The organism is Anabaena sphaerica FACHB-251, assembly GCF_014696825.1.
Taxonomy (GTDB): Bacteria; Cyanobacteriota; Cyanobacteriia; order Cyanobacteriales; family Nostocaceae; genus RDYJ01.
This window is the reverse complement of record NZ_JACJQU010000009.1, coordinates 124,003-136,971: the sequence shown is the minus strand read 5'-3', so window position 1 is coordinate 136,971 and position 12,969 is coordinate 124,003. Positions and strand designations below refer to the sequence as shown.

General features: G+C 38.8%; 10 protein-coding genes. 2 read left to right on the top strand and 8 right to left on the bottom strand.

The window, feature by feature from the left end; translation table 11 throughout:
- The first annotated feature begins 137 nt into the window (after nt 1-137).
- Nucleotides 138-1,226, top strand: a complete 1,089-nt coding sequence (locus H6G06_RS16240) for a hemolysin family protein (protein WP_190561907.1) — start codon at nt 138-140, stop codon at nt 1,224-1,226.
- On the opposite strand, the gene H6G06_RS16235 is transcribed toward H6G06_RS16240, so the two are convergent.
- On the bottom strand, nt 1,223-1,735 hold the full coding sequence (locus H6G06_RS16235; protein WP_190561904.1) for a GNAT family N-acetyltransferase: 513 nt from the start codon (nt 1,733-1,735) through the stop codon (nt 1,223-1,225). The two genes, H6G06_RS16240 and H6G06_RS16235, sit on opposite strands and share 4 nt — an antisense overlap.
- Before the next feature lie 23 nt (nt 1,736-1,758).
- Here H6G06_RS16235 and H6G06_RS16230 point away from each other — a divergent pair, with 23 nt between their 5' ends.
- On the top strand, nt 1,759-2,928 hold the full coding sequence (locus H6G06_RS16230) for an NAD(P)/FAD-dependent oxidoreductase (protein WP_190561902.1): 1,170 nt from the start codon (nt 1,759-1,761) through the stop codon (nt 2,926-2,928).
- On the opposite strand, the gene H6G06_RS16225 is transcribed toward H6G06_RS16230, so the two are convergent.
- The 7 genes from H6G06_RS16225 to H6G06_RS16195 all read right to left on the bottom strand — a co-directional run bounded on the left by H6G06_RS16225 (nt 2,900) and on the right by H6G06_RS16195 (nt 12,305).
- Nucleotides 2,900-3,649: a hypothetical protein gene (locus tag H6G06_RS16225; RefSeq protein ID WP_190561900.1), complete on the bottom strand. Its 750-nt coding sequence runs from the start codon at nt 3,647-3,649 to the stop codon at nt 2,900-2,902. The genes H6G06_RS16230 and H6G06_RS16225 overlap by 29 nt on opposite strands.
- A 321-nt stretch (nt 3,650-3,970) precedes the next feature.
- Nucleotides 3,971-5,734: a putative bifunctional diguanylate cyclase/phosphodiesterase gene (locus tag H6G06_RS16220; RefSeq protein ID WP_190561898.1), complete on the bottom strand. Its 1,764-nt coding sequence runs from the start codon at nt 5,732-5,734 to the stop codon at nt 3,971-3,973.
- A 9-nt stretch (nt 5,735-5,743) separates the two neighbouring features.
- Nucleotides 5,744-6,178: a response regulator gene (locus H6G06_RS16215; protein ID WP_190561896.1), complete on the bottom strand. Its 435-nt coding sequence runs from the start codon at nt 6,176-6,178 to the stop codon at nt 5,744-5,746.
- A gap of 56 nt (nt 6,179-6,234) precedes the next feature.
- Nucleotides 6,235-9,108, bottom strand: a complete 2,874-nt coding sequence (locus H6G06_RS16210; protein WP_190561894.1) for a PAS domain-containing sensor histidine kinase — start codon at nt 9,106-9,108, stop codon at nt 6,235-6,237.
- 270 nt (nt 9,109-9,378) lie between these two features.
- Nucleotides 9,379-11,070 (bottom strand): dihydroxy-acid dehydratase, encoded by a 1,692-nt coding sequence (gene ilvD, locus H6G06_RS16205; RefSeq protein ID WP_190561892.1) that lies wholly within the window; start codon nt 11,068-11,070, stop codon nt 9,379-9,381.
- A 180-nt stretch (nt 11,071-11,250) separates the two neighbouring features.
- A complete protein-coding gene (locus tag H6G06_RS16200; protein WP_190562012.1) occupies nt 11,251-12,021 on the bottom strand; it encodes a pentapeptide repeat-containing protein in 771 nt (256 codons plus the stop codon).
- 110 nt (nt 12,022-12,131) lie between these two features.
- Nucleotides 12,132-12,305, bottom strand: a complete 174-nt coding sequence (locus H6G06_RS16195; protein ID WP_190561890.1) for a hypothetical protein — start codon at nt 12,303-12,305, stop codon at nt 12,132-12,134.
- Nucleotides 12,306-12,969 lie beyond the last annotated feature (664 nt).

Sequence of the window (12,969 nt, the reverse complement as noted above, 5' to 3'; positions counted from 1 at the left end):
CCTGCTTTTGCTTACGCACAGGATAAGATTTTACTATTTAGAAAGTCCAAAATCGCGCTACAATTGTTAAAGTATAAGATTACCTCATCCAATTCTCAGCTAACCCTAACTGTCTATTCCCATACGTGGGAACTTATATGTTACAGCTTATAATTACCGTCTTTATTATTATTTTAGGTTCAGCGTTGTGTTCTTGTACAGAAACGGCGCTGTTCTCTGTTTCAACGTTGAGAGTTAGACAATTAGCGGAATTAAAAAACCCTGCCGCAGTTGCACTTCTAGCGATTCGTGAAAACATGAATCGACCTATTGCCACAATAGTAATCCTCAATAATATTTTCAACATTATTGGCAGTATTATCACAGGTAGTATTGCAATTCAAGTATTAGGAGATAGGTGGCTTGGTATATTTTCAGGAATATTAACATTCCTGATTATCATCTTTGGAGAAATTATACCCAAGACAATTGGTGAGAGATATTCTGAACAAATTGCTATACTCACAGCCATACCTATCACTGCACTTTCTCTGGCTTTTACACCCTTAGTTTGGATTCTGGAAAATGTCACTGCACCTTTTTCCAAAGGAAGAAAAAAACCAACAACAAACGAAGCAGAAATAAAGCTATTGGCAAATATTGGTCAGCAAGAAGGAATTATTCAAAGTGATGAAGCAGAAATGATTCAGAGGGTATTTAGATTAAATGATGTGACAGCATCTGATTTAATGACACCCCAAATCATGCTGACATATATACGTGGTAATTTGACTTTAGCCGAGGCTAAAGCTGATATTATTGCTTCCCAACATACTCGAATTATTGTCATTGATGAATCTATTGATCAAGTCATGGGATTTGCTCTAAAACAAAGATTACTAACAGCAATGGTTGAGGGAAGTAGTGAACAAAAAATTGCGGATTTGACTCGAAAAGTTCGCTTTGTTCCTGAAATAATTAGGGCTGACAAACTTCTCAAAAACTTCATAGAATCCCACGAACATCTTGCGGTAGTAGTAGATGAATATGGATGCGTTGCTGGCGTTATTACTTTAGAAGACGTGCTTGAGGTGATCACTGGTGAGATTGTAGATGAGACTGATAAAACTGTTGATTTACAAGAGATTGCCCGGAAAAAACGCGAAAAAATGTTGCAGTCTATAAATAATTTTCATCCCAAAGAAACAAGTGATTTCCGTGACCTAAAAATAACTAATACCCATTAAAAATTGTCAGTTTTAAAAGCAGGAGGATAAATGACTTTCCCCTTATACTTTTCGTGATATCCTGAAAGAGTTTTCACCATAAAAACATCTTCCGGAACAGCAAAAGGACTCTCAATTTGATAATTTATTGATCCTTGAAAACCAAAGGGAGTATAAAGTTGGGGATAACCCAAGACAATAACTAGTGCTTCTCCCCTATTATCTGCTATTTCTAACCCTAATTTTAGCAGTGCGCTACCAATACCCTGTTTTTGCCATTCTGGATGAACCGCCATCGGTGCTAAACTCAATACTGGTAGTTGTTCTTCAGCTACTAAGTCAATGTAGCTAAACATGATATAACCAACTACCGTATTTTCAATTTCTGCAACTAGAGAAAGTTCGGGGATATAACCGTTAGATGAGCGAATAATTTCTACAAGTTTAGCTTCTTTTTCTCCGCCAAAAGCTAGTGTATTTACTTCTGCTATAGTTGGGTAATCTAGTATATTTTCAGGACGGATATTCATAGTCAAATTGTAAGTAATTATCTATGAAACTTTATGACTGGATTGTAGTTGGTGCAGGAATTACAGGTGCTACACTCGCTTATGAACTAGCAAAAACAGGCTTTTCGGTACTGCTGCTGGAACAAGATCAAACACCACAAAATGCTACTCGCTATAGTTATGGTGGGATTTCTTATTGGTCGGGTACAACACCAATTACACAAAAACTGTGTCAAGAAGCGATCGCTCGTTATCAAATCCTAGCTCAAGAATTAGATGCTGATATCCAATTCCGTGAATTAGATTTGTTACTGACTATCGCTGCTGATAGTGACCCAGAGGTAGCAGCTGCATCCTATTCTCATCTTAGCACACCACCCCAGCTACTGAGTATTCACGAAGCTTGTGAGTTAGAACCACTGCTGAATAAAAACGCCATATCTGGTGCTTTAACTATCAAACATGGTCATATCCACCCAGAAAAAATAACACAAGCATACATTCAAGGCTTTTTGCGTCTGGGAGGAGAAATACAGTTTAGCCAAGTATTAGAACCTACACAAATTTTTACTGCTGAGAAAAGTTTTAGAGGTGTAAAAACAACTACCGCAACCTTCTACAGTGCCAATATAGCCATTTGTGCTGGTGGAATGAGCCGAAAGTTATTAAAATCAGCAGGTATTCCCATCAAAGTCTATTTTTCTCATGCAGAAATAATTGAAACTCCACCTGTGGATTTGCGGTTACGCACCTTAGTAACACCAGCTAATTTACAACGCTTTCAATTAGAATTTAAATCCACTCAAGTTGATAAATTATGGAATCAATCGTGTGAACCAGTACCACCAATTTTAGATGTAGGTGCAGTACAGTTTCTTGATGGTAGTTTGCGGTTAGGTCAAATTACTCGTATTATTACAGATCCTCATGCCCAAATTAACTCAGAGGAAAGTGAAAAATGGTTGCGAACAAGTATCATGCACATATTACCAGATTTGGCACATTTACCGGGAATTTGGCATCATTGTTTAGTAGCATTTACCAAAGATAAATTACCTTTAATTGGCAAAATTCCTGAATTTGAACACATTCATATCTTTTCTGGTTTTAGTAGTCCTTTTATTTTCGTCCCACCATTAGCACAACGCTTTGCTAAATTTATATCTGGTCAGGAAGATGATATTATTAATCAATTGGTAATTCGTAATTCGTAATTGGGTTATTAACCTCCCTTTCCTGTTCGCTGTCTGAACCTATTAATTTAGCTGCTTCTTGTAAAAGCTGCTGTTGTTCCTGGTGAATTAATTCTAAACGATGATAAATTTCTAATAATCTTGTTTTTCTATCTTCACCGATTATTGTATCTACAGACATTACTGTGGAAATAGGATCATTTTTTTGAATAAGTGTACTTTTTGGGTTTCCTTTAACAAATTTAGTCAATGATATAAAACTAGCTATAATTAAAACTTGTAATAACTTGAATGGAACTTTTAATATTGACCAACTGGCAGTTTCAATCAAACGTATAATTCCTTTAATTATGCTCCCAGCTAAAGCAATTAAAAACAGCAAAATTACTAAACTGATAATTGGGTGATTAATTGCCCAACCGAGTATTTGCGAAAACTTTAAAAATGTTGGGTGTTGCGTCACCAAATCTTTTATATAAGTAGTAATAGTATTTTCAATTGCTGCTGATGTGGTATTTTTAATTTCTGTGACTGTTCGCCAGCTATTTTCTACAGAACTTTGAGCTTGCTCTAAAGTAGTTGTTACAGTATTAATTGCCCTATCCGTGGTTTGTGCTGCTGTCTCTTTTAAAGACTGCTCAAATTGTTGCCCTGATTTCGTCCATAAATTCACATGATCTTGCACTGTTTGCCAGCTTGGCCAAACTACTTGAGCCAGGTTTATATTGACGAAAATTTCCATATAGCAAACTTAGTTGATTTGTGAAAATACAAAGATGCACATTCCCAAATTCTCTGATAAATCAATAATTTTGTAATACCAATTTTATGTGAGGCTGCAAAGAATGATGACATCAATTAATTGAATTATCCGTCTTTATCTGTGTTTATCTGCGGTCAATTATTCTTGATATCTTATTCTATAGCAATCCTAAATGATTCATGAACACTTTCTGTTCCCTGTTCCCTGTTCCCTGTTCCCTTCCCTCACCGATAAGTTCTCAACTCAAATAGGATCGCTATATGCAACTTCATATCAATTTGGTATAAATTAACTAACATTTCACGGCAGATAAACAGATTTTGTTGTTAATTGAGGAACTAGGTTGTGTTCACAACTCATTCCGGTTTTTGCTTTTTGCAGCCAATCCTCAATCACAGAAGGTGGCATTGCTTGAGAAAATAAATAGCCTTGTCCATATTTGCAACCAAGCGATCGCAAATGAGTCATCTGTGCCAATGTTTCCACACCTTCGGCAACCACATCTAAGCCCAGAGTGTGGGCTAAAGTGATAATTGCTTGGACTATTCCCAAGCTTTGCTCATCTCCATCTATCTCAGAGATAAAAGAGCGATCTATTTTTAGAGTATCAACAGGTAAATCGCGTAAATAAGACAGAGAAGAATAACCCGTACCAAAATCATCAATGCTAATCTGGATACCTGCTGTGCGAAACTCCTCTAAACTAGCGATAACTGTTTGTGTATTGTTCATCAGCGTACTCTCGGTAAGTTCTAGCTTGAGTGTGACTTGATGTAAACCGAGACACTCATATTGAGCAATAATTTTAGAAACTAACCCTGGTTCATTCAACTGCACACCTGACAAATTTACCGACAAACTCAGGGGTAAATGATCCAAAAACTGCTCTTGCCAGATAGTCATTTGACGGCAAGCTGCTTCTAAAATCGACTCACCAAGGGGAATAATTAGCCCAGTCTGTTCTGCTAAGGGAATGAATTTAGCAGGTGAGATCCATCCCTGCTGGGGATGTGGCCAACGCATTAAAGCTTCAAATCCCACTACTCGATAAGTATTTAAGTCCATTATTGGCTGATAGAACAGTTGCAGATGCTGTTCACTGATTGCTTGTCTGAGTTCAGTTTCCATTCGCAATCGCGCTAAGGCTTTAGTCTGCATCCTGCGATTATAGAAAACGGTGGGATATTGTAATCCCTGTTCCTTAGCACTGTAGTTAGCAATTTCTGCTGCCCGCAAAAACTCTTCTGGTTCATCAAAGCCAAGACAGGAGTCTACTACACCAATTGTAATCGATGCATAAATTACAAAGCCTTCTAGCTCAAAAGGTGGATCTATCAGCCGATGTAGTTCCGTGGCTATAGTTTCTGCCTTGCCTACATAACTGAGATTTGCGAGTATCAATACAAATTCATCCTTGCCTATTCTGGCTAAAAAGTCACCAGGACGTAAGCTGCTTTGCACACGTTTTCCCACCTCAATCAGCAGTTGTTCACTTTTGATATGGCCAAAGCCATATTTAATTTGGCGATATTGGTCAATATCTACAAACACAACTGCAAATTTATCACCATCATCAATATATTGTTGCAGAACATTTAAAAAAGCATTGCGATTAGGTAAGCTGGTTAATTCATCATAAAATGCTAAAAAATGTATCTTTTCCAATGCCTGTTTGCGTTCACATCGCACTTCTGCTTCTCGTAACTCTCTTTCTATGGCTGGAGCAAGTCTTGTTAAATTGTGTTTAATCAAATAATCATGAGCGCCATCTCTCATTAATTGAACTGCTGTTTCTTCCCCAATGGAACCGGATACAACAATAAAAGGAGTATCTAATTTCTGTTGCTTGACTAAATCAAGTGCAGCGACCGCACTAAAGTGAGGCATGGAATAGTCTGTTAAAATCACATCCCATTCTTGAGAGTCAAGAGCAGCTGCCATTGCCTCAGCAGTATCAACTTGTTTGTAAACTACCTCGTAATTTGCAGCCTCCAGTTCTAATACCATTAATTCAGCATCATCTAAGTTGTCTTCAACAATGAGAATTCTGAGTTGATAATTCATAAACATAAGTTACTGGGTTAGGGGAGGAGGACTGTTGAGAACCAACCAGTACATTCCTAGCTGTTGTATGACATTCACAAACTGGTCAAAATCCACGGGTTTGCGAATATAGCTGTTGCAACCCAAACTATAGCCTTGGAGCCGATCACTCTCTTCATGAGAGGTGGTCAAAATAACAATAGGTAACAATTGAGTCCGAGCATGAGAACGAATTAGCCGCAGCACTTCTAAACCGTTAATTCGGGGTAGCTGCAAGTCCAATAAAATGAGAGCAGGAAGGGAATTTAATACTGGGTTATCTGCAAATAAATAATTAATTGCTTCAACCCCATCTCTGGCAATGACAACATTTTCTCGCAGCCCCGTTTGCTCAAAAGCAAGTAATGTTAATTCTATGTCATCAGGGTTATCCTCAACAATTAACAGGGTCCATGTCTGAGCCATACTGGTTTAAATATAAATAGTTTATACAAACCATTGTCAACCTTTTAACACAAAATCTAACCTTGTAGGGTGAAATAAAAAGCTGCTCCTTCTCCAACAACTCCATTTGCCTGCACATCACCACCATGACGACGAACAATTCGTTGCACAGTCGCTAAACCAATTCCTGTTCCTGGAAACTCTTCGACAGAATGAAGGCGTTGAAAGGCTTGAAATAGCTTATTTACATAAGTTTGATCAAAGCCAACTCCATTATCCTGGACAACATAGGTTAGGTAATCACCTTTGCCGAGATCAGACACCAGAGAAGTTAACTCAATTTTGGCCTGTATTTTCTTGGATGTAAACTTCCAAGCATTATTTAACAGGTTTTCCATAACAATACGTAAAAGTTGGCAATCACCTTGAACAATGAGATCAGGAGCAATCAGCCACTCTACCTGCCGTTGTGGTTCTCTTTCTCCCAGTTCGTGAGCTATTTCTTGAGCGATCGCACTGAGGTTAACATCAGTAAGTTGCATCTGGGAGCGGGTAACTCGTGAGAGTTGCAGCAAATCATCAATTAGTTCCCCCATGCGCTGAGTCCCAGCACGAATGCGAGTGAGATAGTGCTTACCTTTATCGTCTAATTGATCCTTGTAACGCTCTAGCAATGTTTTACTAAAGCCATCTAAACCACGCAAAGGGGCGCGTAAGTCATGGGAAACTGAGTAAGAAAATGCTTCTAATTCTTTATTCGCGGCTGTAAGCTGGGCTGTACGTTGCTGTACTCTTTCTTCTAGTTCCTCATTCAGTTGCTGAATTTCCAGTTCTGCTTGTTTGCGACTTGTGATATCGGTACAAGCTCCCACCCACTCACGAATAGAACCGTCAGTTTCCAGCACCGGCACAGCCCGTACCCACAAATACTTATATTCTCCATTGTAGTTACGGACACGACATTCATTTTCGTACAAGCAGCGGTTTTCTAGGCTATGTAACCAATTTTGTCCCACATTTTCTTGATCATTGGGATGGATACTATTTTTCCAATTCCAGCCTTGATATTCTGCAAAAGTATTGCCAGTGAAAGCTTCCCAACTTTCTTGGAGAGTGATAAATTGTCCAGTCGGGTCTGTTGTCCAAGTAATTTGGGCAGTTGCTTCTACCAAAGAACGATAGCGTTCTTCGCTACACCTGAGCGCGATTTCTGTGAGTTTCCTTGCCGTGATATCCGCAGCAATTCCTACATGACGTAGTATTTGGCCAAATTGACTATAAACAGGGAAAACACGGGCAGAAATCCAGCGAATATCGCCCTTGGGGCGAATGATGCGATATTCTTCTTCCAGAGGTTTTCCTTGAATCAGACGTTCACAAGCCCCTAAGATGCGATCGCGATCTTCTGGGTGGATGGACTCACTCCAAGAATCAGGCTTTTGATATGCACTTTCACAACTTTTTCCCCATATTTCTTGGTATCCAGGACTCACATATAATAAATCACTCAAATCAGCAGAGTTGATATGAAAGACTTCGTGAATATTTTCGGCTATTTCCCGAAACTTGGACTCACTCTCTTCCAGTGCTTTTTGTGCTTGTTTTAGAGATGTAATCTCAGTAATAAATCCTTGAATGGTTGGTGATTGTCCATCAATTGATGTTTCTATCCCCTTTTCCCATAGCCATTTTTCCTCACCCCGTTGAGTAATAAGGCGATACTCTACTTGGTAGGCAATTTTATTATCTATGGCTGTTTGGATTGCGGCAACAATTTTGGGTACATCCTCTGGCACAATGAAATCTTGGAATGTGTGATCCTGATAAGTGCCGCATAATTCTAATTGGTAGTCACCAATGATAGACAAATAACCATCACTGACACTATCAATTGACCAATTATTATCAGCACTGCGGGAAAAAACAATTCCTGGCAAGGTATTAATCAAATGCGATAACTGACGACGGCTTTCTGTTAAAGCATTATTTGCAAACTCTAATTGGGCTGTGCGCTCATGTACTCGTGCTTCTAAATTATCATTAAATTCCTGTAATGCTTGTTGAGCATTGCGGTATTTTTGGTCTATGGTATTCAGATATTTGGCATTCCACCAAACCACTCCACTGAGGACAACAATATTCACAATAGCTCGAATTACAAATCCAATCTCTATAGGGATAGCATCAGTTCGGTAAGCTGATAAAAATAATCCTGAAGTTAAAATCGGAACACCGATCACCAAGGGTAAGAGATTGCGGGCAGTGACACCACCCAGGTAAGGACTCATTACTTCCTGCATCCAGCCCTTTTCAGGACAAGCTAGTAAAACTCCTAGTCCGAGCAAAAGAAAGGTGACACTAGTATGCACTGCCATACCAGTAAAAGGTGCTAAGTGATAGAAACTATCAATTCTAAATACATAGCCAATAAACCCTAATAAAGCAATTAAAAAGCTGACCAAGGTTAAAGTTTGAACTCTGCTCATCAGTCTGTAGCGCAGCAAAATTAAAGCTAAACCCAGCCATAAAAAGCAAAATGCTGTATTCGGTGCCATGCGTCCTGGACTAGAAGTAGCTACAGCATTTTCTGATTCTTTAATCAGCAGTTGATCAATTCCTAAGTTGATATTGAAGCCATACTGAATTAATGTCAATAACCCAATCAGTGCTACAATTACTGCTAATATTTGGGAGAGTAATTTAAGAGGATGTTTTTTCCTTTGATGATGTTGATGCCACAACCAAAGAGACATACCAGCAAGAAAAAAACCTAAAGCTGTGTTTACCTTCATTGTCACCAATCCGGGTAAAACGCTCTTCAAAACTGGCAGATTCAATATCCATCCTAGTAAAACTACAAAGCCAATTAATGCTGTAGTAATACTCAGTTTACTGGAAAGATTACGAACTATAAAATCAAGCTTTAGATAATCGGTATATGTTCTAGTCATGCCAATTTAACCTATATCAAGATACAGGAAAAGCTCTGGATGCCCACTCAATCATATGAATTTTACGCTTTTAGGTATCAAAATTAATCAAACTATATTGAATTACAAGGAGCAATATACCTTTAGTTAGAACTTCCATCTATCCTTAGATATATTATTTTGGAATCTATATAGCAATCCGATTTGCAGCAAGCCCTATTTACATTAAGAGATGAGTTTGTTTTCAAGCTCATCTCTGTTCAGAATGAATGACTATTTAATCACTCAACACTAATTATCGAACAAATCTAAATCCGTGACTGCACCAACACTACTGGAAGCTACTAGTTTGGCATATTTCGCTAAAACGCCTTTAGTATAACGTGGTGCGGGGGGTTGCCACTTAGCACGACGACTAGCTAATTCTGCATCCGATATATTTACTTGCAATAATCGGGAATTAGCATCAATGGTGATACTGTCACCTTCTTCTACTAAAGCTATGTTACCGCCAACTGCGGCTTCTGGAGCGACGTGTCCAACTACCATCCCATAAGTACCACCAGAAAAACGTCCGTCGGTAATTAAACCCACAGCATCTCCTAAACCAGCACCAATAATAGCTGAGGTGGGAGCGAGCATTTCCCGCATCCCCGGACCCCCTTTGGGACCTTCGTAACGGATGATAATCACATCACCGGCTTTAATTTTCCCTGCCAAAATCGCATCTAAGCAAGATTCCTCAGATTCAAATACTCTCGCAGGTCCAGTAATTACGGGTTTTTTCACTCCTGTAATTTTAGCAACTGCACCTTCGGTAGCTAAGTTGCCTTTGAGAATTGCTAAATGTCCTTGTGCATACATGGGACGTTCCCAAGGACGAATCACATCTTGGTCGGTACGTGGTTCTGCTGCTATGTCTGCTAAGACTTCGGCTACTGTTTGTCCAGAGATAGTCAGACAGTCTCCATGTAGTAAATCATGAACTAGTAACATTTTCATGACTTGAGGTATACCACCAGCTTTGTGTAAGTCTGTGGCTACATATCTACCACTGGGCTTTAAATCGCACAAAACTGGGACACGACCACGAATAGCTTCAAAATCATCTAAAGTTAGTTCTACACCAGCAGCACGGGCGATCGCCAAAAAATGTAAAACTGCATTGGTAGAACCACCAACCGCCATAATTACAGAAATAGCATTTTCGATAGACTTGCGGGTGATAATCTGCCGGGGTAATATCTGCTTACGGATGGCTTCAACTAAGACAAAGGCAGATTTTTCTGTACTGTCGGCTTTTTCCGCATCTTCTGCGGCCATAGTCGAGGAATATGGCAAACTCATCCCCATTGCTTCAAAGGCTGAAGACATGGTGTTGGCGGTGAACATTCCCCCGCAGGAACCAGCACCAGGACAAGCACTGCGTTCAACGGCTAAAAGTTCATTTTCGTCAATTTTGCCGGCGCTGTATTGTCCGACGGCTTCAAAAGAACTGACTACGGTTAAATCTTTACCATCGTAGTGTCCGGGTTTGATTGTGCCACCATAAACAAAGATAGCGGGGATATTCATGCGGGCCATCGCTAACATTGCCCCTGGCATATTTTTATCACAACCACCAATAGCCAAAACACCATCCATACTTTGTCCAGTACAGGCGGTTTCAATGGAATCAGCAATTACTTCCCGCGACACTAGGGAATATTTCATCCCTTCTGTTCCCATGGAAATACCATCACTAATCGTAATAGTACCGAAGATTTGGGGCATTGCACCAGCGTTTTTAACACTGACTTCTGCCCTTTGTGCTAGTTGGTTAATCCCCATATTACAAGGGGTAATGGTGCTGTAACCATTAGCAATACCAACGATAGCTTTGTTAAAATCTTCATCTTGGAAACCAACAGCCCGCAGCATAGCCCGATTTGGCGATCGCTGCACCCCTTGAGTTACTACTTTACTCTTCAAATTTTCTGACATCTATCTTTGTTCCTTCTGTAAGATTATCGCCGTGATGGCGATTTTTGTAGATAATCATTTTCTCAAAATTTTGTCATTAGTTATTAGTCAGTTTTTTGCGTTAGGTGGTTGAGCGTTTTTTATGTGGAAGTCACTTATTCTCTTCCTGTTTCCCCTGCTCTCTTTTCTTTCACCTGTCACCTAAAAGGGCAAAAATTGTAGTAAGACCGAACCCAGACTACCGACAAAATCCATAAAACTGGGTTTACCAGTGCTGACTTTTTCACCGTAAGGTGTTTTCAGTTCCAAAATAAAAGCTTGGGCTGTTTGTAACCCTTCAGGATTTTTTTGCTCATCAAACAGTTTTGCTGCTATTTGGGCATCTACTAAGGCGCTTTTTCTGTCTAGACTTTGGTAACTCGCTACACCACGGGATAAGTACGCACCTGCATAATCGGGTTTGAGGGCGATCGCTTGACTAAAATAATCAATAGCTGGTTTGAGGTTGCCTTTTTCTGCTGCTGCTACACCCCAACCATAGAAATCTTCTGGTTTGGCTATTTGTGAAGGTATGCCTACTGCACCTTGGAAGTTGGTTCCAGTAAGGTTAGCATCCGTTAATTCTACATTCATTAAATAGGTATTTCTCAAATCAGCACCGGTGAGGTTAGCTCCACTGAGTTTAGCTTCACTTAAGTTCACCCCAAATAAACTTGTACCACTCAAGTTTGCACCCCGCAAATCAGCACCACTTAAGTTTGCACGACTGAGGTTAGCACCTGCGAGATTCGCACCGCTTAAATTAGCTCCCGATAAATCAGCCATAACTAAACCAGCATTACGGAGATTGCAGTTAGGGCATTTGTTTGTTGCTAATAACTGTTTTATCTCTTCATAATTTGAAGCTTGTGCGGTTACTGGCGAGCTAATCGTGAGCAAAAATGCTGCTGTGGCAATAATTCGGCTTTTCATACTCAGTGTCATAAGATATCTTCATCAGGACTTAATCGTAACTGATCTATATTTATACTTAATAGATGATATGAGTAATTGGAGCCAATCTACCACAGTATTTGTCTGTATTACCGATTTGAATCCATCTCTGTATTTTTGTAACGTTCAGTTAAAGTAAAAACTTTATGGTTAGAAGCTAAAGGCGTTTGCGCCATCTCTTTTCTGGTATTAGACCAACCCATATTTGCAAACAGGCTGAAGCTAAATGTTAGGATAGTTGCTAATAATAGTTTTTCTAGCATAAGGGTAACTCCTCATAATCACCAAACGATAACTCAATAGTTTATATATTTAAAAATCCTTTCCTTGATTATAAAATAGATGGTTATTTAATCAAGTACCTGTGATTTAAATAATATAATCTAAGTGATTATAGTCACCACAGTATTTTTACTTGATTTTTCAGGGTTTCATTTTTTTGTTCGGAGTTTTTTGTTAATTTTTTTATTAATTCTTTTTATTAATTCTTAAAGATGCGATTTTAGCAGTAAACACTGTGCTGCTGATATCCATCTATTTCTCAATTCTAGCTTTAAATTGAAACCGTATCTTAGGCTATATCTATTTATTTTATCACGTAGTAGTTGTATTTCTGTTAAGTAATTCGGCTTATATTAAATCTGAAATTAAATTTTTACTGTTGATAAAATACAGAATCTATGATGCTGTAAAGCATGAAGGGAGAGGATTTTAGGCTAGTTCATATTTTTCCCTGGTCATGATTTTATTTTGCAAATTTACTTAGCGATACTTTTTTTTGCTCATTCACCTAATCTATTCATAACTATATCTATAACCAATGGCATAAATATAACTTCCTCCAACAGATTGATGAAACTTTCATCGAGAAAGGTAGTAATAGAGTTATTGCCTTAAAGACAATTCGGAAATATTTTTTTATATTTC